14 protein-coding genes are annotated in these 26,185 nt (G+C 45.1%); 10 read left to right on the top strand and 4 right to left on the bottom strand.

Going from position 1 to position 26,185, the window contains the following annotated elements; all coding sequences use genetic code 11:
- Positions 1–18 precede the first annotated feature (18 nt).
- Positions 19–843, top strand: coding sequence for a UDP-2,3-diacylglucosamine diphosphatase (locus tag PV783_RS04630; protein WP_079469886.1), 825 nt, complete (start codon positions 19–21; stop codon positions 841–843).
- On the opposite strand, the gene recO is transcribed toward PV783_RS04630, so the two are convergent.
- The gene (gene recO, locus PV783_RS04635) at positions 815–1,552 is read right to left on the bottom strand and encodes a DNA repair protein RecO (protein ID WP_079469885.1); all 738 of its coding nucleotides are present in this window, start codon (positions 1,550–1,552) and stop codon (positions 815–817) included. The genes PV783_RS04630 and recO overlap by 29 nt on opposite strands.
- Before the next feature lie 190 nt (positions 1,553–1,742).
- Here recO and PV783_RS04640 point away from each other — a divergent pair, with 190 nt between their 5' ends.
- From PV783_RS04640 to PV783_RS04675, 8 genes are all read left to right on the top strand, one after another.
- Positions 1,743–4,151 (top strand): efflux RND transporter permease subunit, encoded by a 2,409-nt coding sequence (locus tag PV783_RS04640; RefSeq protein WP_079469884.1) that lies wholly within the window; start codon positions 1,743–1,745, stop codon positions 4,149–4,151.
- A 253-nt stretch (positions 4,152–4,404) separates the two neighbouring features.
- Positions 4,405–5,094 carry a hypothetical protein gene (locus PV783_RS04645; RefSeq protein WP_079469883.1) on the top strand — a complete coding sequence of 230 codons (690 nt, stop codon included), beginning with the start codon at positions 4,405–4,407 and terminating at the stop codon, positions 5,092–5,094.
- A 479-nt stretch (positions 5,095–5,573) separates the two neighbouring features.
- The gene (locus PV783_RS04650) at positions 5,574–8,666 is read left to right on the top strand and encodes a SusC/RagA family TonB-linked outer membrane protein (RefSeq protein WP_420987268.1); all 3,093 of its coding nucleotides are present in this window, start codon (positions 5,574–5,576) and stop codon (positions 8,664–8,666) included.
- Between the two features lie 29 nt (positions 8,667–8,695).
- On the top strand, positions 8,696–10,108 hold the full coding sequence (locus PV783_RS04655) for a RagB/SusD family nutrient uptake outer membrane protein (protein ID WP_420987269.1): 1,413 nt from the start codon (positions 8,696–8,698) through the stop codon (positions 10,106–10,108).
- Positions 10,109–10,821: 713 nt separating this feature from the next.
- Complete coding sequence (locus tag PV783_RS04660) at positions 10,822–13,902, top strand: SusC/RagA family TonB-linked outer membrane protein (RefSeq protein WP_420987270.1); 3,081 nt, start codon at positions 10,822–10,824, stop codon at positions 13,900–13,902.
- An 11-nt stretch (positions 13,903–13,913) separates the two neighbouring features.
- Positions 13,914–15,329 carry a SusD/RagB family nutrient-binding outer membrane lipoprotein gene (locus PV783_RS04665; RefSeq protein ID WP_420987271.1) on the top strand — a complete coding sequence of 472 codons (1,416 nt, stop codon included), beginning with the start codon at positions 13,914–13,916 and terminating at the stop codon, positions 15,327–15,329.
- 621 nt (positions 15,330–15,950) lie between these two features.
- Complete coding sequence (locus tag PV783_RS04670) at positions 15,951–19,082, top strand: SusC/RagA family TonB-linked outer membrane protein (RefSeq protein ID WP_420987272.1); 3,132 nt, start codon at positions 15,951–15,953, stop codon at positions 19,080–19,082.
- A 12-nt stretch (positions 19,083–19,094) separates the two neighbouring features.
- Complete coding sequence (locus tag PV783_RS04675) at positions 19,095–20,723, top strand: RagB/SusD family nutrient uptake outer membrane protein (protein ID WP_420987273.1); 1,629 nt, start codon at positions 19,095–19,097, stop codon at positions 20,721–20,723.
- A gap of 76 nt (positions 20,724–20,799) precedes the next feature.
- Here the strand turns inward: PV783_RS04675 and PV783_RS04680 are convergent, their stop codons facing one another.
- Positions 20,800–21,951, bottom strand: coding sequence for a redoxin domain-containing protein (locus PV783_RS04680; protein ID WP_420987274.1), 1,152 nt, complete (start codon positions 21,949–21,951; stop codon positions 20,800–20,802).
- Positions 21,952–22,022: 71 nt separating this feature from the next.
- The gene (gatB, locus tag PV783_RS04685; RefSeq protein WP_079469875.1) at positions 22,023–23,474 is read right to left on the bottom strand and encodes an Asp-tRNA(Asn)/Glu-tRNA(Gln) amidotransferase subunit GatB; all 1,452 of its coding nucleotides are present in this window, start codon (positions 23,472–23,474) and stop codon (positions 22,023–22,025) included.
- A 104-nt stretch (positions 23,475–23,578) separates the two neighbouring features.
- Here gatB and PV783_RS04690 point away from each other — a divergent pair, with 104 nt between their 5' ends.
- A complete protein-coding gene (locus tag PV783_RS04690) occupies positions 23,579–24,961 on the top strand; it encodes an aldehyde dehydrogenase (protein ID WP_420987275.1) in 1,383 nt (460 codons plus the stop codon).
- Positions 24,962–24,963: 2 nt separating this feature from the next.
- Here PV783_RS04690 and PV783_RS04695 read toward each other — a convergent pair whose 3' ends face one another.
- The gene (locus PV783_RS04695) at positions 24,964–25,986 is read right to left on the bottom strand and encodes a PDZ domain-containing protein (protein ID WP_111577057.1); all 1,023 of its coding nucleotides are present in this window, start codon (positions 25,984–25,986) and stop codon (positions 24,964–24,966) included.
- Positions 25,987–26,185 lie beyond the last annotated feature (199 nt).

The raw sequence follows: 26,185 nt of genomic DNA on the forward strand, positions 1-26,185 counted from the left end.
AGCTTCATAATTTTAAGAATGGATATTGCATTACCGGCCAATAAGAAAATATATTTTGCCTCCGATTTTCATCTTGGCGCTCCCAATCCTGCCGCCAGCAGGGAGCGTGAAAAGCTGCTCCTGCAATGGCTGGAGCAGGTGGAACCCGACGCGCAGCATATTTTCCTGGTAGGTGATATCTTCGATTTCTGGTTTGAATATAAACATGTTATTCCCAAAGGATATACCCGCATTTTAGGAAAGCTGGCAGCACTAAGCGACAAAGGGATCGGGATCTCTATTTTCATTGGTAACCATGATATGTGGATGGATGGATATTTTGAAGAAGAGCTGAATATCCCGGTGTACTATGAGCCGCAAACCTATACCATTGGCACTAAGCGGTTTTATATAGGCCATGGTGATGGTTTGGGTCCCGGCGATCACGGTTATAAGATGCTGAAAAAAGTTTTCAGGAACCCGTTTTGCCGCTGGATGTTTTCTGCTATCCACCCGGCATGGGGCATTGCACTTGCCAATTATTTCAGCCGTAAAAGCCGCTCTGCCACCGGGCAGGAGCTGGAACACTTCCTGGGAGCGGAAAATGAGTGGCTGGCCATCTACAGCAAAGAAGTGCTGCAAAAAGAACATTTCGATTATTTTATCTACGGACACCGGCATCTGCCCCTCGATATTCCCTTATCCAATGGCAGCAGGTATATCAACCTGGGCGATTGGCTGAATTATTTTTCCTACGCTGTTTTTGATGGGAATACGGTAGACCTGAAGTTTTTTACCGAAGATGGCGCAAAGGCCGCCAGGCTGGGGCAGCAGATCAGGCATCCAGAATCTCATGTAAAATAGGCGGGGAATGCATCTCCGTAAAATCGGGTAAGTGCAGCCGGAAAAATTCCAGGTACGCATACAGTAATTTTCTTCTTCTTTCTTTATTCATCGTAATCGCCGCCAGGTGCTCTACTGCTGTGCATTGAAACAGCTGGTCTGTTAATTCGCTGCTGTGCGTGTCGAGGTGATGGGCATGGTGTGGCGGCAGGTCAGAGAAGGTGCCTTCCTGCAAATCGAGGTAAGGGGTATATTCAGAAAATCTTCCATTGAGCCGGAAACCCAGGTGCTCCCCCATTTTCAGCGTAAAATATAACGGCAGGTTTGCCACCACCGGCAGGCCGGAGATGTCCAGCAGCTGCAGGATATTTTCTGTAAAGAAATAGAGATCGGTTTGTTGCTCCGGTTGTTTCAGGCATTTCTGCAGGAGTTCTATCATGTAAAGGGCCACCGTATTTTTCACCACATTCAGGTGTACAGCGTTATACAGATATCCCAGTTTGTATTCAGAAATGCGCTGGAGGTTTTTAATTTCGTTGTGATATACCACCAGCTCCAGGATATTACCGGGTTGCAGCAGGTTGCCTTTGGCAGCTTTGGGTTTGGAAGAACGGGCGCCGTTCACAATATACGATTGCACCCCGAAGAGTTCAGTAAATATACTCACGATCAGGCTGGTGTCGCCATACTTTACCGTGCGTAATACGATGCCGCGTGTTTTGTGAAGCAATTTTTCCTGGCTTTTGCTGTTAGCAGTTAGTGAAAGAAACCGGAATGCAAGTTACACAAACGAAGGGATTGAACGGCTAAAAGCTAAAACCTGACAGCTGGCAGCTAAAAGGAGTCGGCTCATCGCGGTCTGTTAACAGCTAATAGCTATTTTAATTACCTTTACGCCCATTACTAAAAAGGAAATCCTTATGTGGCAACGTTTAGCAGGCTTTGTGCTAAAATATCGATTATTGCTTCTTCTTTTACTGCTTGCCGGTACCGGCGTGATGGGTTATTTTGCCAGTAAGGTACAAATGTCATACGAGTATGTGTCCAGTATACCTCACGATAACCAGAAGTTTCTTGAATTCCAGGAGTTCAAGAAGAAGTTTGGTGGAGATGGAAATGTGCTTATGCTCGCTGTACAAACGGATAAATTTTTCCAGGCAGATTTTTTCAAGGACTATGTTCAGCTGAACAAGGACATGAAGAATGTGTTTGCGGTGGAGAATATTATGAGTGTGCCGATGGCTATCAACCTGGTGAAGAACGACAGCACGCAGAAGCTGGAGGCTAATTTACTTTTCCAGGGTGATTTGACGAACCAGGTGGTGATTGATAGTTTATCCCGTGTTTTTAACACGCTCCTTTTTTACAAGGGATTGCTGTACAACCCGGATACCCATGCTTACCTCATGGCTATTTATGTAAACAAGGATGTGTTTAATTCCCCGAAACGTACGGCAGTAGTGAACGAGATCACGAAGCTGGCCAATGCTTTCCAGGAGAAACAGCATACAGAAGTACATTTGAGTGGTTTGCCCCTTATTCGTACAGCCATGGCCGTTAAGGTGGCAGATGAACTGAAGCTGTTCCTGAAAATATCTTTCCTGTTAACCGGTTTGATCCTGTTCCTGTTCTTCCGTTCATTTGGCGCCGTATTGATGTCGATGATTGTAGTGGCTATCGGCGTAATCTGGTCAGTGGGCACTATTGTCCTGATGGGATATAAAATTACCCTGCTTACCGGAATTATCCCTTCACTGATAGTGGTGATAGGGATTCCCAACTGCGTATACTTCCTGAGTAAATACCATACGGAATACGCCAAAGACGCCAATAAAACGAGGGCATTAGTGCATATGATACAGCGGATGGGGATTGTAACCCTGTTTACCAACCTTACCGCTGCCATTGGTTTTGGAGTATTCTGTTTTACCAACAGTGCTCTTCTGAAGGAGTTTGGTGTAGTAGCGGGGCTGAATATCATGTTCATCTTCCTGATCTCTTTTATTTTCCTGCCATCTGTTTTAAGTTATTTACCTGCGCCAAAGAGCAAGCATACTACTTACCTGGATAACCGTTTCTTTGGAGCGATACTTGATTTTCTGACTACGCTGGTGTTTAAATACCGGCCGTGGGTATATGGGGTAACTGTTGCGCTGGTGATAGTGGCCATTGTGGGAATGGGGCGTTTGCAATCTGTAGGATATATGCTGGATGATATTCCGCATACCGATAAATTGTATACGGATCTGAAGTTCCTGGAAACGAATTTCAAAGGGGTGATGCCGCTGGAAATTGCAGTGGATACGAAAAAGAAGAATGGTGTGATCAACCTGCAAACGCTGAATAAGCTGGATGAGCTGACACAGCTGATTGCCGCACAGCCTGATTTCGGTCGTCCGTTGTCGGTAGTGGAAGGGATTAAGTTTGCCAAGCAGGCGTATTATAATGGAGACAGCTCCAACTTTGCGGTGCCTAATCAGTTTGATCTGGGATTCCTGGCGCCTTACCTGCGGATGAAGGGCGGCAATACTGCCGGGCCGGCTTCTACTTTTTCAAAACTGGTTTCTTCCTTTATGGACAGTACCAGGCAGGTGGCCAGGCTGAGTGTGAATATGAAAGATGTGGGATCGCAGAAACTGCCGGTATTGCTGGATTCCTTACAGCCTAAGGTAACCGCCATTTTTGATACGGCGCATTACAAGGTTACGTTTACCGGTACCAGCGTGATTTTCCAGGAGGGTACCCGCTTCATTATTAACGGGCTGATGGAGAGCGTTATCCTTGCTTTCGTGTTAATTATGATTTGTATGCTGTATCTGTTCCGTTCGTGGCGGATGCTCATCATATCATTGATTCCAAACGTGATTCCGCTGGTGGTTACTGCCGGTGTGATGGGATGGATAGGTGTTCCGTTGAAACCATCTACAGTGTTGGTATTTAGCGTGGCGCTTGGTATAGCCATTGACGTTACGATCCGTTTCCTGGTTAATTTTAAACAGGAATTGCCACGTCATGATTTGGATATCAGTGCTACAGTGAAGCAAACGATCCATGAAACAGGGTTGAGTATTATTTATACATCTGCCATCCTGTTTGCCGGCTTCATGATTTTCAGTTTTTCAGAATTTGGCGGTACGAAAGCATTGGGCTGGCTCACTTCCCTGACACTGGTGATAGCGATGATTACGAATCTGACCATTTTGCCGGCTTTGCTGTTGTGGATGGAAAAGGCATTGTTGAAGAAAGCGAAGAAGAAAGAGTTGTGGAAGCCGCTGGATGAGGAAGAAGATATTGACATAAAAGAGTTGGGGATCAGCGATCAGGAGTAGTTTATAAAGATAATAATATCAGGGCCACCGGGGCTGACAGGGCGTGTTTTTCATGCTTTCTGTTTGCCCCGGTGGCTTTTTAGTGTCAGGAAACCGCAGTGGATGCTAAATATTTAGCTAAAATGGACAAAAAATAAAGCTGAAATGATCTAGTGGGCAGCATTCACATACCCTTATAGCCGCTTGTAAAAAAAGGGGGGGGATTATAATGAAAAAGTATGAGGTTTAATACGCCATTCTAACCACATAGTTCATGAAAAATAAGTACTTAAAGGGCGCTCATTTATCCGAGCGCAAATTTAAGGAGATCCTGCGGCTGTTTGCCGATGATCTTACTGCGACCCAGATAGCGAATATCAGCGGTGTAAGCAGGGTAACTATTAACAGCTACCTGAAGAAGCTACGACACCAGATTGCGCGATACTGTGAAACGCAGCATCCTGTGCCCGTTCCCGTGTTAACGTACGAACCCCGGCAAAGTGACCTTACCTCCGACCACGACAGCGACACGCTGGTGGCGGTAAAGCCGGAAGTAGACCGGATTGTTAAGCCGGTAATCTTCGGCATCTGCAGATCCTCAGACAGGTTACACACCGAAATTCTCCCGGACGTAAGCCGGTCAATGATTCATGCGGCTACCCGCGGGCGTTCCGTATTGGAAACGCAGGTAGCTACAGAACGTTTGCGCCGGTTCAACGGATTGGTAGATCTCGGTCAGTACCGTTTATACCGGCTGGGGCAAACTTCCGACACGCATCAGATGGATGACGTGGATGCTTTCTGGGGCTTAACCAAGCATCGCCTGGCTAAGTTCAAGGGGCTGAACCGGAACACTGCTTATTTACACCTGAAAGAGTGTGAATACCGGTTTAATCATCGCAATGATGATCTCTTTATGGTATTGCTGGAGTTGTTAAAAACATATCCGCTTACCCTTTCCTGATAAAAACATTCGCCCCGCAGTTATGCGGGGCAACTTTAATCTCGATTTAGATTTTGGTTGATGAGCACAGGCGGTATTCTTGCCGCTTGTTTCATTTTTATGCCCTTACGTATTAATTATGAAAATTATATGTTAATGAGGCGTTAAAAAGATGTTACCTAAACGTTATCGGGAACTTTCCAAGCTTAACTTTTTGTTAAGAATTATTATATTTGGGGCTGGTTGAAAATTTGCTAAGGAAACTGCTTATGAGGAAGAAGTTGATTACTTCTGCTTGCGATTTATTGAATAAATTGCAAGAGAAGAGGTCAATTGTTTAATTTATGGTCAATATCACTGTACCGTTTTACCTACTCCAGCTTTAAGTATCCAATCACAATTTCACCAACTGCTTATTTAACGGGAACCAATTGAATTAAGGCTTACGGGTCTTGATAATGAGGATTATTTTTTAAGGTTAAGGAAACAAAATCATGCTTATGAGGAAAGTACTATTTCTCCTCTTGTCCGTGCTATTTCTGGGCGGGCAGGTCTATGCGCAAAGCCGCACAGTAACAGGGAGAGTCACTGATGCCGCAGATGGCTCAGCTATTCCTGGTGCCAACATCCAGATTAAAGGTACCACAAAAGGAACCGCAACGAATCCCGAAGGGGGCTACACTATCCAGGTGGATGCCAATGCCACACTGATCGTATCATTTATTGGGTTTGAAGCAAAAGAGGTGCCGGTAGGTACTGCTGCCACTTTGAATGTAAAACTGAAAACAGATTCCAAAAGTCTGGATGAAGTAGTGGTAACAGGTTACACCGTGGAAAAGAAGATCAACTCTACCATTGCCGCATCCAGCATCAATGGCGCAAAGATCAACAACGTTGCATTGCCTGATGTAAACCAAATGCTGCAGGGTAACGCGCCTGGTGTTGCGGTATCAACTAACTCCGGTCAGCCTGGCGCAAAAACGGAAGTACGTATCCGTGGTATCGGTTCTATTTCTGCGAGCAACAGCCCGCTGTATGTAGTAGACGGCGTAATAATTTCTTCCGGAGATTTTACCCAGAACACACCTTCCCAGGATGTAATCGCTAACCTGAACCCTGCCGACATTGAAAATGTGACCGTCCTGAAAGATGCGTCTGCCACAGCATTGTACGGTTCCCGTGGTTCTAACGGTGTGGTGGTTATTACTACCAAAACCGGTAAGAAAGGCGTGAGCAGAATTAATTTCAATGCCAAATATGGTTTCCAGGACCTGTCGCATGGAATTGATATGATGAACGCTACTGAGCTGCTGGCGTATCAGCGTGAGGCTATGAAAAATGCGACCAAAAAAGACGGTACACCACTTTTCACTGCAGAACAGATCCTGGCTAACCGTCCGAACAGTCTCACAAATATCAGCACCGACTGGATGGACGAAGCTTTCCGCACGGGTAAAACTCAGTCCTACGGTATCAACGCCAGCGGCGGAAATGATAAAACGCAGTTCTATGCTTCCGGCGATTATTTCAAACAGCAGGGTATCCTGATTGGCTCTGATTTCAGCCGGTACAGTGGCCGTTTGAATGTGGATCATAAGTTCAACGAAAAATTTGACCTGAGCGTAAAGGTAAACGGCAGCTATACCGATCAGAGAAGTGCAAGTGCAGGTAACAGCTACTCTTCACCACTGATGGGCGCACTGGCCAACTCTCCGTTTATCCCTTCCCGTGATGAGAACGGAAATCCATATAACGGCTATACTGCGGGGCAGCCAGGCACCACGTCCTGGGCCGGTTTCGCGGATATTCCCTCCTCTTACCGCCCGGTATTACGCGGGGGTAACTTCGTGAGCACTGTAAACAGTAATTATAACAGAAGCAATAATACACAAACAGTTTTTAATGCTGCATTGGGTTATAACATTATTGACGGATTACGTTTCGTGGTAAAGGGTAATGCAGAGTTGACCAACATCCGCGAAAAGCAATGGACATCTCCGGATTCTTACGATGGACGCAACTATGGCGGTTATCTGTATAACGTGAATACCAACATGGCGTTGTACACTACCCAGCAATTACTGACTTACAACTTCAACCTGGGTAAAGATCACAGTTTCCGTTTACTGGCAGGTAATGAATATTCCTTCCAGAACCGTGTGTGGAACTATGGTGCAAAGAATGGCTTCCCCAATGGTCAGGCACAGGTGCCGGACGCGGGTTCCCAGTACTTTGACATGGCCGGTGATGAAACATCTTATGCTTTCCAGGGCATACTGGCGAAAGCCGATTATGACTATAAATCAAAGTACTTCTTAAGTGGTAGTTTCAGAAGAGACGGTTCTTCCCGTTTCCCTAAAGACAACCGCTATGGTAATTTCTACTCTGTAGGCGCTGCATGGCGTATTACAGAAGAAGAATTTACAAAAAACATCTCCTGGCTGAACGATCTGAAACTGCGTTCCAGCTATGGTATTATGGGTAATGCAGAAGGTTTGGGAGATTATCCTTATCAACCCCTGTATAGCCTTGTAGGCGCTTATGATGGCGGATCAGTTGCTTATCTGAAACAGCCGGGCAACATGGCGCTGAGCTGGGAAAAACAAAACCTGTATGATGTGGGATTGGATATCAGTGTACTGAAAAAACGTTTATACGGTAGCGTTGGATATTACGATAAACGCTCTTCCGCATTGCTGATGCAGCTGCCATTATCTATGACCAGCGGTTTTGATGTAATGACGATGAACGTAGGTAAGATGCTGAACCAGGGTTTTGAAGTAACAGTAGGTGGTATCCCGGTGTCTACTAAAAATTTCCAGTGGACTTCAGATCTGAACTTTGCTACCCTGAAAAACAGGATATTGTCTCTGGGGGGGCAGCAGTTTATTCCGGCGGGTTCCCGTCAGCGGATTGAAGTGGGGATGCCATTTGGTTCCTGGTATATGCCGGTTTGGACAGGTGTTGATCCTGCTACCGGTGCTGCTACCTGGGAAGGCGCCGACGGAAAACCAACTTCCGATTACAATTCAGCAGTTAGGAAATATGTTGGCCAGGCACTGCCTAAAATCACAGGCGGTTTCACCAATAAATTCACTTATAAGGAATTCGACCTGTCTGTGTTCATCACTTTCAGCGCAGGAAACAAAGCTTACAACTATAACCGTTCCTTCCTGGAAAGCGATGGTAACAACACCACCGGAAACCAGGCGAAAGATGCCGGCAGCCACTGGGAAAAACCGGGCGATATTGCCGACAGACCTAAAGTTATCTGGGGTAATGGTACCAACTCCAATGCTTCCTCTACCCGTTACCTGGAAGATATCTCCTATGTGCGGCTGAGAAACCTTTCATTGGGTTACAATCTTCCAAAAAGTACTTTGAGCAGATTGAAAATGCAGGGATTGAGAGTGTATGCGCAGGCAGAGAACTTATTTACGCTGACAGGATATAAAGGATGGGATCCGGATATGAGCACCAACCCGATTTCTCCGACCAGCACTGCATCTCCGGCTACTACAAATGCGGGAACTGATTTTTACCGTTATCCTACTTCAAGAGTGATCACGTTTGGTATTAGTGTGGGACTTTAATGAAGTAACATCAAAAATTTAAGTTAATTATGAAATATACAAAACTCTCCATATTAGCATTGGCTACGGCTGGTTTGTTTTCAGCCTGCTCCAAGCTGGATCAGAATCCGCAGTCCTCATTGAATGAAGGGGATGCGGTAAATGAAGGGAACGCACGTATTCTTGCAAACGGAATGTATGAGCGCATGCAAACGTTGGAATACTATGGCCGTGACTTCATGATCGTGTCTGACCTGGGTGGTAATGATATGAAGATCACTTCCCAGAACTCCAACCGGTTTATTACAGAATTCCAGTTGAACTACACACCATTGCTGGCGCCGCAAACCAATACATTCCTGAATGCGTACAGAGTGGTAAACCAGGCGAATGTACTGATAGATAAAATGCCTGAAACTGAAAAGACCAGTACCATCCGCGGAGAAGCCTATTTTCTGCGTGCACTGGCCAATTTCGACCTGGCCAGAAGATATACGAGGCCTTATACCAATGTGGGGGCAAAGGTGAATGACCCTAACACCGGAATTACCCTGGTGACCAAAGCAGTGGATGCACCTGGTACTTTCAAACCTGGTCGTAGTACGCTGGCTGAAACCTATGCGGCTATTATCAGCGATCTGAAAGTGGCGCAGCAAACTGCTCCTGCGGGTAAATCCGAAGACAGAAATGCAAATGTGTTTAATGCTACAAAGGATGCAGCAACTGCATTACTGAGTCGTGCCTACCTGTATAAGGGCGACTGGCAGCTGGCTATTGACGAAGCTGATAAGCTGATCGGGAAGTATTCCTTATATGAAGCGTCTGAAGTGGCGAAAGCATTCAACCTGGATGCCGCCGGTTCGGAAGAAATCTTTTCCCTGCGTTTCCTGACACCAGATGGTGCCGGCTCCAATAACTTCGGTTATATGTATGTACCTGCTAAATTAGGTGGGTATGGAGATATCAGGCTCACAGATGGTTTTATGGAATTGCTGGATCCAAAGGATGTTCGTAATGAGCTGGTTCAGAATCTTGATGGCAGTAACTACCTGATGAAATTTTCAGGTAATGAAGCTACAGGACAGGTAGGTCTTGTAAACGTAAAGATCCTGAGAATCAGTGAAGTGTTGCTGAATCGTGCAGAAGCTTATGCTGAGTTGGGTAACCTGCAGAAAGCAACGGATGATGTGAATATGCTGAGAGCTAAACGTGGACTGGATCCGTTTACTGATGTTGCCAATATTAAAGCTGAAATTATTAAGCAGAGAAGATTGGAGCTGGTGGGTGAAGGTTTGGGTATGTCTGATCTGTTCCGGAAGAATGGACAGCGTAATATCAGAGATGCCAATGCACTGAGCACAAGGGTTACGGAGGCGAGTGATTTCCGAGTAGCTTTCCCTATTCCGCAGGCCGAGATGGATGCAAATCCGAATATGGTACAGAACCAGGGTTATTCCAATTAATTAATATTATTATATAACATGAAAGGTGCTTCCGCGAGGAGGCACCTTTTTTTATTTGAGCAGATGCCTACTGGATAAGAAAAAAAAGAGCGGAATAATTATCAAGTGATTTATTTTAGGAAGGATCAGGCAAAACAGGCTCTGGCTGCGGGCAGCATTGCGATATATATATGATCAGACTGATAGCATGTATATCATTATATAATATAATAACCAATCGGTTTTTGCCGGGTACTTATATGAGTATAATATATTTGAAAGATAAATAATTATATATTATATTTATTATAATTACTAGCTTATAAATACGATTCTCAGGTGAAGATGGCTGTTGGGATATATTCCGGAACAGGATTTAAAAAAAAGCTGGTTTTGCACTAGTATTTTTTAAATTTCCTATATTGCAGTAGAATTTAAACAATATTTAACAAATACGTATCAGAATCTAAAACAGAATCTAAATAACAAAATCTTAATTAGTTGGTGCTTGTGTGGATTTAACCGCCATTTCAAATCTATACCGGAAACAGTTTCTGATATAGTTTAGGAAGAAAATAGAGGAGAGAAACTGGAATTTGCTTTGAGAAAAATACGAATAAGGAACGATGGGTTATGAGGAAAACGGATTTACGGAATTAACCTTTGGGATAAATGAGTACAGCACCCCCATTTTTATTAGTTAACTGACAATATCTTTCAAATCTAAATTGCTTATGAAAAGAGGACTACTCTTATGGTTGCTAGTGGCCATCAGTGTTGTGCAAGCCTATGCACAAACAAAATTAATCAGCGGCAAGGTTACGGATGCCAAAGACGGCTCCGGACTCCCTGGTGTATCTGTCGGAATTAAAGGTACAGGTAAAGGTTCCCTAACCACCAACGATGGCACTTACAAACTCGAAGCTCCTGCGGGTTCCGTGCTTGTTTTTTCTTTTATTGGGTATGCTTCTAAGGAAGTTCCTGTTGGAGCTGAAGGCACTATCAATGTTGCCCTTGGCGCCGACAATAAAGATCTTAGTGAGGTAGTAGTTACCGCGCTGGGTATTAAACGTGAAAAACGTACCCTGGGTTATACCACCCAGGAAGTAAAAGGTGATGATATCGTGCAATCCAAGGAAGTAAACTTCCTGAATGGTATGCAGGGTAAAATTGCCGGTGTACAAATTAATAACACTTCCGGTATTCCGGGTGGTGGTACCCGTATCGTTATCCGTGGTGGTGCCTCTTTGACCGGTAATAACCAACCACTGTTTGTAGTAGATGGTAACCCGATCAATAATGATCAGATCGGAGCCGGTGATTCTGACGATGATCCTGTACTGGCGGGTGGTACTACTCCTAACAGGGGCATCGACATTGACCCTAATATTATTGAGTCTGTAAACGTTCTCCGGGGTGCTTCTGCAACGGCATTGTATGGTTCCAGGGCTGCTGGTGGAGCGATCATCATCACCACTAAAACCGGTGCTGGTTTGAAAGGTAAATCTTTCAGCCTCACAGTGGGTTCCAGCTTGAACATTGATAAAGTGGTACTGCCTGAGTTTCAGACCGGTTGGTCACAAGGTAACGGTGGAGTATTCTGGGATGGAAGAACCCGTCCTACTTCACGTTCCTGGGGCGCTAAAATGGATACCTTAAAAGTTGACGGTAAGCCAGCTGTTACCTACGATCCACGTGATGCGTTCTTTAAAACAGGCACTACCTGGGATAATAACATCAGCCTGAATGGATCTACAGATAAATCTAATTACCTGATGTCCTACTCTTCTTTAAGACAGGAAGGTGTGGCTCCCGGTACTGATTTTTATCGTAATTCCTTTTACGCAAATTTCTCTACCCATCTTACCGATAAGTTAACAGCAACTACGGGTATCAGCTACATCGATTCACGTAACGACCGTTTGCTGGAAGGTAACGGTAGTGGTGGTACTTCTTACCTGGCTAACCTTTACACTGCCCCGGTAAGTTACAACCTGTTACCATATGAGAACCCGGTAGATAAGTCACAGAATATGTATAAGGTGAATGCCAATAACCCTTTCTGGACTGCTGCCAATACCGGATTGCAACTGAATGTATCCCGCTTCATTCCTAACTTCAGCCTGGTATATACTCCATTAAACTGGCTGACTTTAACAGAAAGAATTGGTGCGGATATTTATACAGATGAACGTATATTTCATGAGGCAATCGGCTCATTTGGTACTTTCCCGAATGGTCGTATGTACAATGAAATCATCAACAACAAACAGATCAACCACGACTTTTACGCTACCGCCAGAAAAGAATTTAATAAATTCGATCTGACCGTAATGGTAGGTAATAACATCATTTCTGAACACTATACCGATCAGTTTTCAAAAGGTATCGGGTTAGCCGTACCTGGCTTCTACGATATTACCAGTGCGGAGTCTGTAACATCTACGAAAACTTTCTACGACAGAAGAAGGGTGAGTATTTACGGCCAGGCAGTCCTGGAATATAACCGTATGTTGTCATTAACCTTAACTGGTAGAAATGACTGGTCATCTTCCATGCCGGTTAAGAATAACTCCTACTTCTACCCTTCTGTTACCGGTGCATTTGTATTCTCTGAACTGGAAGGATTAAAAGATAGCAAAGTATTATCATTTGGTAAAGTAAGGGTGGCTTACACTGCTATTGGTAATGATGCACTCCCTTATAAGGTAGCAACACCTTTTAATAAAACAGTAGTTGGTGATGGTCTTCGTGGTTCACTGGATCTTCCTTTCAATGGTGTAAATGGTTTCTCCAAGAATAATGTGTTGGGTAATCCTGATCTGAAACCAGAAAGGATTAAAGAATTTGAAGTTGGTTTGGAAACAAAATGGTTAGACAACCGTATTGGCCTGGAAGCGAGCTACTATAACAAGGTTAGTACTGACCTGATATTCCAGACAGCAGTATCTGCTGGTTCCGGTTATACCCAGGCTGTAATCAATGCCGGTAAGATCACCAATAAAGGTTTGGAAGTAACTTTAAATGCTAACCCAATCAGGGGTAAAGATTTCAACTGGAATATTTCTGCTAACTACTCCAGGAACAAAGCCATGATCAATGAGCTGACTGAAGGTGTAACTTCTATCCAGATAGGCGGTTTCACCACTCCGGGTATATACCTGGTAGCTGGTCAGCCTTATGGTACTATCAGAGGTTCACGTTACAAGAGGAACGACCAGGGTAAACTGCTGATCGATGATGACGGTTATCCTATCCAGGATGATGGTACCTCTTTTGATATTGGTAATACCCAACCAAGATGGATTGGTGGTGTAACCAACAGCGTATCTTATAAAGGTATCAACCTGTCGTTTACGTTCGACGGCCGTTTTGGTGGTCAGGTGATCAACTTTGATGAATACTACATGACCTTCTACGGTACCAGTGGTCTTACCAGCAGCCGCGACGGATCAAAGGTATATGACGGTGTAACTGCCGATGGTAAACAAAACACGAAATCCATTAAAACTAATGAGCCTTATTGGCAGGCATGGGGTGATACTTATGAAAACCTGATCCAGGATGCAACGTTTGTAAAACTGAGAAATGTTACACTGGCCTATAATTTTAGTCCAAAGTTGTTAAAACGTACTCCATTTAAAGCGGCAGTATTTTCTGTTGCCGGCCGTAACCTGTGGATCTACACTCCACACTTTACCGGTTCAGATCCTGAATTGAGTACTTATGGAGCAGGTAGTAACTCCGGTGGTTTCTATCACTACGTTTCACCAAGCACCAGATCTTACAACGCAACTTTGAAGTTAACTTTCTAAACTGAGTAATGATGAACAAGAAGATAATTATATCCATTATAGCGGGAAGTGTAATGTTAGGGGGTTCAGGATGTAAAAAATTCCTGGATGTAAACAATGACCCGGCTGCAGCCACGAACGTAACTGACGCCCTGTTGGTGGGCGGTGTTGAATTAACTACCGCATTTAATATTGCGGGTGGTTATCCTGCCAGAACTGCCGCTTTCTGGACACAACAACTGGGTTATGACCAAAATGCACCGGAATGGGATACTTATAAAGTAACAGCTTCCGATGTAGATAATACCTGGTCTTTTGACATGTATCCCCAGATCCTGAACAACCTGAAGATCCTGCAGGACCAGGCTGCCACAGCTAGTCATCCGCATGCCGCTGGTATAGGAAAGGTATTAATGGCTTATAATATGGCTGTTGCTACCGACTTGTGGAATGCAGTACCTTATTCACAGGGATTCACAGGCTTTGGAAATTTAAAGCCAAAGTATGATACGCAGGAAAGCATTTACACCAGCATTAATACTTTACTGGATGATGCCATCGCACTGCTGGCACAGGAAGATGCTTCCGGATCAGTTGGTGATAAAGATCTGATATATGGTTCCGATACTGAAAAGTGGACGGCGTTTGCTTATTTCCTGAAAGCCCGTTTTGCTTTACGTTTAACATATGCACCTGGTAAAGTGGCTGCCACACAGGCACAAGCTGCCTTAACAGCATTGGCAAAGGCTTTCCCTGATGCCAGTTTCAATCCAGGTGTTACATTTGGTACCAAATCCGGATCAGAAGCTCCCTGGAACCAGTTTACAGTGAAATGGGGTAGCGTTGCAGTATCATCTACTTTCCTTACTTTGCTGCAATCAACAAATGATCCCAGGTTGCCAGTAATGGTAGATCCGGTTAAATTAGGCACTGGTTACAGAGGCAGAATAATAGGCGAAGACCAGATTAACATTGATTCACTTTCAGGTGTAGGTAAGTTCTTTGCTGCTGCTGATCAGTCAGTGTATTTAGCTACTTATGATGAACAGCTGTTCATTAAAGCAGAAGCTACTTTCCTGACCGCTGGTTTTGCAGCTGCTCAACCTGTTCTGAAAAGTGCAGTGGAAGCGCATATGGAAAGATGCGGTTTGAATCCGGCCAGCGCTGCGGTTCAGGCTTATATCACTGCTAAATGCACACTCACTGCTGCCAACGCTTACGAGGTGATCATGACACAGAAATATATCTCTAACTACCTGTCTCTTGAATCATATAACGACTGGCGCAGAACTAATTTCCCTAAGCTCACTGTTGTGCAGAATGCATACCAGGGTATCACTACCATCCCACGCAGATGGGTGTATCCAGCTTCAGAGAATGAAACAAACGCACAGCCCGAACAACCAGGCAAACTTACAGATCGCGTTTGGTGGGATACCAAACAATAATCAGTATTTCATTTAACTAATAATACGAAGCGGTTGTCTCTGCAAAGAGACAACCGCTTTTTTTATGCTTATCATCATCTACCCCTAAAATGTTATTTTTTACTTGAAATGTTTCCCTATATTTGTTCCCGTCATGAAAATTTTCATGAAGCCAAAATCGGAGAATCAAGGTTTATTTAGAGTAATACAACATAACAACGAATACATTTTTTTTGCTTATCGGGAATTTATAACGGGAATATTTGCTTATGGGGAGCGGCTTACGGCCAGATTTTCCATCTAATTTAATGAGATTAAATAGTTGCCCAGCCTGCTGTTCACGCAGGAACGGAATCATTTTTCTGCCACCACAGAAAATGGAATGGCAATCTGTATAAAATTATCTGATTATTCAGTGGCGTGCCACTGCTGTACTCTTATTCACTTGTTTTTATAATGTTAGGATTGCTTATGATTTTTAGATTGCTTATGTAGAATTGTGCTTTGCGAAGGTTGCCGCAAAAGCAACATTGTTATTTCGTTTAGTCTTTACTGTTAGATAATAATAGCCATTGTGCTAAATGGCCATGCTATGCCTGGACATGTCTGTATTACATTTATTTTTTCAAATCAAAATCGCTTATGAAGAAAGGATTGTTTCTCTGGTTATTTGCGGCTATTACTGCGCTGCAGGCGCTTGGCCAAACCAGAGTCATCACAGGTAAGGTCACAGACTCCAAAGATGGATCTCCGCTGCCTGGGGTTACAGTAAAAATTGTTGGTACTTCCAGTGGCACCATGACGGCCTCCAATGGAGAGTTTAAGCTCAACGTTGGCGAGAAGGCGACTGCTATTGAATTTTCTTTTGTAGGTTATACCGCCCAACAGGAAAGTATTACCGGCAAATCTATCGTAAACGCCCAACTGGCCGCCGATCTGAAAGGGTTGAGCGAAGTAGTGGTGGTTGGTTACGGTACTATTGAGCGTAAAAACCTCACGGCTTCTGTATCCAGTATCAAAGGAGCCACGCTGAAAAATGTGGCTGCATCCAGTATCGATCGTCAGTTATCCGGACAGGTAGCAGGTGTACAGGCTACCGTTTCCAGCGGTATACTGGGCCAGCCGGCACGTATCCGCATCCGCGGTACCAACAGTATCAGCAGTGGTACCGATCCGCTGTATGTAATTGATGGAGTACCTTACATCACCGGCAACCAGAGTGGTATTACTTCCAATAACCCGTTGGGTGATATCAATCCGAATGATATCGAAAGCATGGAAGTGCTGAAAGATGGCGCCGCTACTGCGATCTATGGTTCCAGGGCCGCTAACGGCGTTATCCTGGTAACTACCAAGAGAGGTAAAAGCGGTAGACCACGCCTCACATACGATATGTGGATGGCTGCAGCTAAGCCTTCCAAATTATTTGATCTGCTGAATGCAGATGAATTTGTAACCATCGCTAATGAGAAAAAGCTGAACGCTAAGCCAACAGCTACACCGGATGCTTTCCCTACACCAAATCCTGATGGCGGTTTTTATGATACCGATTGGCAGAAAATAGTGACCAGAACAGGGTTCCAACAGAATCATGCGTTGTCATTAAGCGGCGCCAATGATCAAACCAATTACTACGTTTCCCTCGGATATACCGATATGAAAGGTATTCTTGTTGGTAACGATCAACGTAAATACCAGGTACGCCTGAAACTGGAACAGAAAGCTTTTAATGTAGTAACTGTAGGCGTAAATGCCGGTGTTTCGCACATTACCAACAATGGCCTGAACGTTAGCCAGAACGGACTTTCCAGCAATCTTTCCAATGCTATCCGTGCATTACCTAACGTACCTGCACAATGGAATGATGGTACCTATAATCTCAGCAACACCAATACACTCGGTAGCGGCGCTAATAAAGCCACTATCGCCGATAACTATACCAACATCAAATATGTGTTGGATCATAACATCTATCGTAACAAGAACCTGAATTTTACCGGTAATACTTTTGCCAGTGTAAAAATTCTGAAAGATTTTGACCTGAGAACGCAGATCGGTATAAACTATATGAATGGGGAAGATTACCAGTACTGGAACCCGATTCATGGCGATGGTCGTGGCACCAATGGTATTATCTATCAGCAGTCTATTCCAAGCTTCCGTTATAACTGGGTAAATACTTTAAGCTATAACAAAACTATCGGCGCACATAATGTAGGCGCCGTGATCGGAACAGAAAATCAGAAAACAAGAGAAAGAAGTTTCTATGCGCAGGGTACTAACCTGATCAGCCCTTTCTTTGGTACTGATAACCTGATCGACAACAGCACCGGTACTCAAACGGTAGGTGGTACACTGGTGGAACGCGCATTTCAGTCGTACTTTATCAGAGCTAACTACAGCTACAAAGACCGCTACCTGGTATCTGCCACTCTCCGCAGAGATGCTATTTCTTCCTTGCCTATCGGCAAACAGGATGTAACACTGCCAGGCGTTTCCGTAGGCTGGAGAGCTTCACAGGAAAATTTCTTCCAGGAAGGCGGTATCGCCGACCTGATCAGCAACCTGAAAATCCGTGGCGGTTATGCTAAAGTAGGCAACGTGGATATCGGTGCATATCCTTATGCCGGTACTTACAAACCAGCACTGTATGGATCCTTACTGGGCATTGCTTTCAACCAGGTATACAACCCGGACCTGACTTTTGAAACCAGCAAAAAAATGAACATCGGGCTGGATCTGGGATTATTCCACGACAGGATCACCGTAACGGCTGATTATTTCAGGAATGATATTGACAACATGATCCTGGCATCTCCGCTGCCTCCGTCATTAGGTGTTCCAAGCGCTACCAAGCCGAATGTATTTTATTCCAACGTGGGTAAAATGTATAACAAAGGTTATGAGCTGACAGTGAACAGTACTAATATTCAGCGCGGTGATTTCTCCTGGACTACTTCCTTCAACATCTCTTTTGTAAAAAATAAAATTACTGCACTGGTAGATAATGCAGATATCGTTTATCCATACAACATTACCCGCGTAGGTGAATCTATGGGTGCTTTTTATGGTTACGAATCAATGGGTGTGAATCCTGCAAACGGTAACCCATTGTGGAAAAAAGCAGATGGTTCCATTATACAGGGTGATGCGTCAAAAGGTGTTTACTATACCTACAATGCTTCAAAGCCTGAAGATGTATCTACCTCAGCAAAAGCATTATCATCTTCCGACAAAAAAATCCTCGGTAACGCTACACCAACCTATTATGGTGGTTTGAACAATACCGTTAATTACAAAGGATTCGACTTTAACCTGTTCCTCTCTTTCTCCGGTGGTAACAAGGTTTACAGCGTAACCCGCCAGGAAGGTTTGAATAACCAGAAGTTCCTGAACAACGGTAAAGAAATTTTAAACAGATGGACTACTCCGGGCCAGGTAACAGACGTACCTAAACTGTACCTGGGTGCAGATAATTTTATCCTGCAGAGTGGTAACGTTAACAGTCGTTTCCTGGAAGATGGCAGCTTTATCCGCGCGCAGAACATCGGCCTGGGTTATACCCTGCCTAAAGCTATGCTGGAAAGAATTAAGCTGAGCAGCATCCGCGTTTATGCACAGGTGCAGAACGCATTCATCATCACAAAGTATTCCGGTCTTGATCCTGAATTAAACACTTATGTGGATTCAAGAGCTAACACGCAACCAGGTTTGGATTACAACACTAACCCGGTTCCACGCAGCTATACTTTTGGTATTAACGTAGGATTATAAAAAATAATGAACATGAGAAATACAATGGCATATAAATATAACAGAAGCATGAAAGCAGTAGCAGCAGGATTACTGGTGTTATCACTGGGTGCTGTGTCCTGTTCAAAATACACGGAATTATCACCAAAGAACGCCTTGCCGCAGGACGCCGTATTTTCGGATTCATCCACTATCGAACTCGCTACAAATGGTATGTATAACACCGCTGCGCTGGGTAGTTATAATGATGATTATACTGTAGGCCGTGGCTATCCTTTCGGCGCCGCTTCAATAGAGCAGGATGAAATGCGTGGAGAAGATATGGTGAACCTGGCTACGTTTTATGATATCACTTACAAAGGTAGTTACAGTCCCACTTCCGCCAATAATGTGCAGATGTGGGTGAACCTTTACGCGCTGATCAACCAGGCCAATACCCTTATTGATGGCGTGCGTAAAGCCGCTGCCAACAACGTGATATCGCAGGCTAAAGCACTGCAGCTGGAAGGTGAAGCCCGTTTTTTGCGTGCGCTGGCGCATCATGAAGCGGTGATTCATTTCAGCCGTCCGTATGCAGATGGTGCGGGTGCACAGGTTGGGGTTCCTTACAGGGATATGCCTGTCAGCACACCAGCTGAAATCCAGGAAGCCCTGAAAGTGGGCCGTGGTACGGTGAAAGAAGACTACACCAAAATACTGGCGGATCTGGATTTTGCAGAAACGAACCTGCTCCCTACTACCGCCAATCCTATCAGCAGGGCAACCAAAGGAGCAGCTATTGCTTTGAAAACAAGGATTAAGCTCCATATGGCCGATTGGCAGGGCGTTATCACAGAAGCGGCGAAACTGGGTGCAGATCAAAGTGCGCCATTTGTGAGCCCGGTGAAAGGTTATAAGCTCACCGATAGCCCTGATGGACCATTCACAAAAGCAGATAACAACACAGAATCTATTTTCTCTATCGCCAACAGTGCTATCACCAACGGAAACACCAACGGTGCGCTGGCTTCGATGTTTGGTCCTTCTGATCAGAAAGGCCGTGGCCTGGTAGCCACCAGCCCGAATCTGTACAACGCCTCTTTCTGGGCAGGTGATGATACACGCCGTGTTTTATTGCAGGTAAAGCAGACCACTGTATCAGGTGGCAAGCCGGTTCAGAATTTCTACTTCAATTATAAATACCGCGATTATCTGAATAAGTCCGACTGGGCGCCGATGATCCGTTATGCAGAAGTATTGCTGAATGCAGCTGAAGCGTATGCACGTGCAGGTAATATCGTACAGTCGTTCAAGTTATACAATGCTGTTCGCAACCGTTCTTTACCTGAAGGCAGTCCGAATCGCATCACCACTGCTCCGCTCGACATGATCCAGGCAGTACTGGATGAGCGTCGCGTAGAATTTGCGGGTGAAGGCCGCCGCTGGCCGGATATTACCCGTCTTGCACTGGATGCAAAGTATGGAACAGGTGGTATCCCTGCAAAGGTGATCGTTGATGATCTGAAAGATGATGGCAGCAATTATAACACCGTTACCAGACCGGTAACACCGTCTAGTTACGGTAGCATCAAGTATGCTGATTACCGGTTTATCTGGCCGTTGCCGGCTACTGAGATCTCTGCAAATCCTGCTTTGAAGAATGCACAGAATCCGCAATACTAAACCTTGCCTTAACCTATAATAACAAAAAAACTCACCGGTGTAATGCCGGTGAGTTTTTTTTATGTAGATGATTATATTATTTCAGCACTTCCTGCAACTTCGCTTCCAGCGCAGGTCCTCTCAGGTTGGAGGCAATTACTTTTCCCTGCGGATCCAGCAGGAAATTGGTTGGAATCGCATTAAGACCATATAAAGGCACTACCGCAGAATCCCAGAATTTGAGATCGCTCACATGGCTCCAAACCAGTCCGTCTGCTTTAATAGCTTCCTGCCATTTATCTTTTGTTTTATCCAGTGATACACCGAGAATGGTAAAGTTTTTTCCTTTGTATTGCTGATAAGCTTTCACCACGTTCGGGTTTTCCTGGCGGCATGGACCGCACCAGCTGGCCCAGAAATCCACCAGTACAAATTTACCGCGGAAAGAACTGAGACTGATCATTTTGCCGGATGGATCGGGAAGAGTGAAGTCGGGAGCTACCTGGCCTACTTTTATAGCAGATGGTTCTTCTCCACCGGCTGCATCGCCGCCGGAGCCCTGATTCTTCTCCAGTTCCAGGATCTTATCTGTCATGCTTTTTACCAAAGTGTTTTTTGGAAAACGGGTAGCAAGATTGGTGATCACCTGTTTGTGTGCAACAATCTCTTCTCCGTTCCTCACCTGGCTGATCGCAAATACTGCGGTGGCTGGATTTTTTGTTTTATCTGCCATCAGGAAAAAGCCGTTTTCAAACTCTTTTTCTTTTTTCTGAAAGGCAGCTACTTTGGGCTGGAATGCACTGTCGGGCAGCACTGCGTGGAGACTATCCAGGCTACGCATTTCTTCTGTGAGTGCAATAGACTGTTTGCTGATATCGCTCATAAACTGTTGCAGCTCGGCAGTTGGTTCAGAACCGCTGATCTTTACATCTTCCAGTTTATCTATATCTCCATCTATTTTCATATCGCCGGCATCGAGTGCAAGTAATATAAATTTGCCATTTTCAAAGCGTACGCGGTACAGTCCCTGTTCGGCTACCATTCCTTTCAGCGTGAATTTGCCACTGGCATCTTTTACATTGGTAGAATCCACCACTTTCACATTGTCCAGTGTCAGTTCTTCCAGTAATACAGAACCCAATGGTAAATTGCTCAGGTGTCCTTCTATTTTAAATTCACCTTTTTCCGTTTGCCCGGCGCATCCTGCGAGGAAAGCGGCGGCGGAAATCCATAATAAGTATTTTTTCATGCTACTATTTTTTGAACATTCATTCATCTGACGGATGCCACTCAATATAGGATAAATATTTCCAATGCTGTTTAGCCTTTCAGCTTCTCTGCCAGCAATTCGTTGGTGAGCCGCGGATCAGCCTTGCCTTTGGATAATTTCATTACCTCTCCCACGAACAGTGACATCAGCCCTTTTTTGCCGCTTTTAAAGGCCGCTACTTTATCCGGATATTTTGCCAGCACTTCATCAATAATGGGAGAAATGTTATCGGCGTTGTTATCCTGTAATAAATTCAGGCGGGTAGCTATATCCATCGGATGATCCGCGGGTGTTTGGATCATTTCCGGCAATATGCGGGAAGAGGCGATGGAGAAGCTGACTTTTCCTGCATCTGTAAGCGTAATTAACGCTGCCAATGCCTGTGGCGTTACCGGGAAATGACTGATTTCTGCCGAGTGTTCATTCAGCCAGGATTTAACAGGGCCCAGCATCCAGTTGGCAGCGGCTTTATATTGCGAGGTAACGGCAATTAAACTTTCGTAATAGTCTGCGGTGGATTTATCATCGCAGATAACACGTGCATCGTATTCCGGAAGGCCAAAATCGGTGGTGTATTTACGGATGAGTTCTTCCGGCAGTGCGGGCAGTGTGGCCCGTACGCTGTTGATGAATTCATCTGTTAGTTTAAATGGGGCCAGGTCTGGTTCCGGGAAGTAGCGGTAATCATTCGCTTCTTCTTTGGAACGCAGGGAAAACGAGCTGCCGTTGGAAGCGTCAAAGCTGCGTGTTTCCTGTACCAGGGTACCACCGGCTTCTATGAGATCTATCTGTCTTTTTACTTCGTTATCGATGGCCCGCTTTACGTTGCGGATAGAGTTCATATTTTTTACCTCTACCTTCGTACCCAGGGTGGTGCTGCCTTTCAGGCGAACTGAAATGTTAGCATCGCAGCGCATGCTACCTTCTTCCATATTACCATCACATACGCCCAGGTAACGTACCAGGCGGCGCATTTCGGTAAGGTAGGCGTATGCTTCCTCACTGTTATGCATGTCTGGTTCGGTTACTATTTCCACGAGGGGAACGCCTGCGCGGTTTAAATCCACGTAGCTGTTGTCGGGGTCCTGGTCGTGCAGAAGTTTACCTGCATCTTCTTCAAGATGGATGCGGTTCAGCTGTACATTGCGGGTGCCGGCATCTGTAATAATGGTAATATAACCGCCTTTGCAGATGGGCGCCGTATGTTGGGATACCTGGTATCCTTTTGGAAGATCCGGGTAGAAGTAATTCTTACGGGCAAAATAATTGTCCTTTTCAATTTCACAATGACAGGCAAGACCCAGTTTGATGGCATATTCGGCCGCTTTGCGGTTCATGCGGGGCAAGGTGCCCGGGTGGCCCATTGTAATGGGACTGATATGCGTATTTGGAGCGCCGCCAAAAGCTGCGCTGTCGCTGCAAAATAATTTACTTTCGGTAAGCAGCTGGGCGTGCACTTCCAGCCCGATCACTGTTTCATATTTGCTGTATATATCGCTCATTTTCCGTACTGATTCCCACAAATATATTCAAATAATACCGTGATTTCAGGCTATTTGGTGCCAATAAATCCCTAAATTGAGATACACATCAAAATTTCTTCCCTATGATCAGCAAGGCCCAGGCAAGTCAGCTTTATCAGGCGCAACAGGTTTATTTCGACTCTGGCGCCACACTTTCTTATTCCTTCCGCAAAACGCAATTAAAGCGTTTGAAGAACGGGATTAAGAAGTTTGAAGATAAAATCACCGCTGCCCTGCATGCTGATCTGCACAAGCATCCACTGGAGTCTTATGGTAGTGAGATAGGATTTTTGTATGAAGAAATCAGTTATATCCTGCAAGGGCTGAAGCAATGGATGGAGCCCGAGTTGGTTACCTCTCCTTTTGTGACCTATCCCAGCAGCAGCCGGGTATATAAGCAGCCGTTGGGGCTTACCCTCATTGTTGGCCCCTGGAACTACCCGTTTATGTTGCTGCTCAGCCCTTTACTGGGAGCTATTGCCGGTGGTAACTGTGCCATTATTAAGCCGTCGGAGCTGGCGCCACATACTGCGGCGGTAACCGCTGCACTGATAAAAGATACTTTTGATCCGGCCTATATTACGGTAGTAGAGGGCGATGGAACAGAAGTGATTCCTACCCTGATGAGCTTCCGGTTCGACCATGTATTTTTCACGGGCAGTATCCCGGTGGGCAAGAAGATCCTGGAAATGGCAGTACCGCATCTAACACCGGTTACACTGGAACTGGGTGGTAAATCGCCTTGTGTGGTAGATGAAAAAGTGAATGTAACGGTGGCGGCTAAACGAATAGTGTGGGGTAAGTTCTGGAATGCCGGTCAAACCTGTGTGGCGCCGGATTACCTGCTGGTACACCATAAAGTGAAGGACGAATTGGTAGCCGCGCTGAAAGCGGCGATAACAGAATTTTTCGGGGAAGATCCCTCCCGCAGTGATGATTATGCCCGTATTATCAATGCCCGGCGATTTGATACGGTGGCCGGCTACCTGGGCGAAGGCCACATACTACATGGTGGGGAAACAAACAAGGATCAGCTCTATATAGCTCCTACCCTGCTGGATGATGTTGAATGGACGGACCCGGTGATGCAGGACGAAATATTTGGTCCCGTGCTGCCTATACTTACCTACACCAGCCTGCCGCAGGCCATAGAGGCCATTAAGCAGTTGCCTTACCCACTGGCGTTGTATGTTTTTACAAAGAGTAAGAAAACGGAGAAGGCACTGATAGAACAGGTGCGTTTTGGCGGAGGTTGCGTGAATAATGCGCTGGTTCATCTTACCAATCCTGAATTGCCCTTTGGTGGCGCAGGATACAGCGGGATGGGAAAGTATCACGGCAAATACAGCTTTGATACTTTTACCCATCAGAAAGGTATGCTGAAAACGGCTACCTGGTTGGATGTTCCAATGAAGTATCCGCCGTTTAAAAATAAATTGAAGATGATGAAGATGGTAATGAAATAGGCTTATATATCCGCCTTATTCAGTTTCACGGGCAATTTAATTATCAGCGTTTTATCGGATCCATTCCGGCGGATTTTTGCCGGTGCGTCGCCTTTCACTTTGGCCTGTGTTTCACGGTATGCTTTAGATAGCTCTGCTGCATTTTTAACCGGTATCCCGGCAAGTTCCAATACTATATCATCTTTCTGGAAACCTGCTGCTGCGGCTGCAGAAGAAGGAGCCACCTCAATTACCTGTGCGCCTTCATTATTTTCGGTATCCTGTACGCGGAGGCCCAGTTTTTCGTTGTTATCCCAGTTGTCGCCAAATCCCTGGAAACCACGCGGCATAGGGAAAGAGAAGGATCTTGGTCCGTTCTTTGGCAGTGCGGATAAAGGTGGATGCATGGTCCAGCCATTATCCATTTCTTTTCGTTCATCGAGGGTAACAGCTACCTTGTTTGTTTTGGTATTACGTATGTACGTTACCGTTACTTTGTCTGCCGGTTTATGTTTGCCGATCTCTTCAAATAATTCTGCCGGTTCATTGATCTTTTTATCATCTACAGAAACAATGATATCGCCGGTTTTTATGCCTGCTTTATCAGCTGGAGTACCTTTTGCTACTGATTTTACCGTAACGCCGCTGGCAGCCACTTTTTCAGTGATCACACCGAGGATGGCTTTGTTCATCACCGGCATTTCTATATCGTTGTCTTCATCGTTGTCGTTAAACAAATCAAAGCTGCCTCCCTGTAAACTGTTGCTGTCAAACGTGAGGGCGTTGCCATCGCGCGGCGTGATCTTCCTGCGGAAAACGGTGAGGTCGGAGTTGCTGTACTGGTCCAGTTTCTGGCCATTGATGAGTACATCGCCGTTTTTGATTTCCACGGTCACTTTACCGTCTTTGTCGCCTTTATGTTTGATTACAATTTCATCAAACTCTCCCAGCTGATTTTTGGAAGTGTCTTTCGTTTGCGCAGATACCGCGCTCATGGTGAAGCAGGAAAAACCCGCTATAGTGAGGATTTGCAGTAACCTGGTCATGTTGCTTAGGTGTTTTGTTGGTTAAATTTAAACTAATGCGGCAAAATTAAAGGGCGTGCCAGGAAAGAAAAAGTTAAAATGTATGGTTTGGGGGCAAAAGAAATACGCTTTACAGCATATTTTTTTATTATTTGATGGGGGAGCCGCTCTTGCCTTCCGGATGCTTCTCCAATGCCCCGGACCTGCGTATGTCATGGAT

This window comes from Chitinophaga sp. CC14 (assembly GCF_048957795.1).
In the GTDB taxonomy this organism is placed as follows: Bacteria; Bacteroidota; Bacteroidia; order Chitinophagales; family Chitinophagaceae; genus Chitinophaga; species Chitinophaga ginsengisegetis.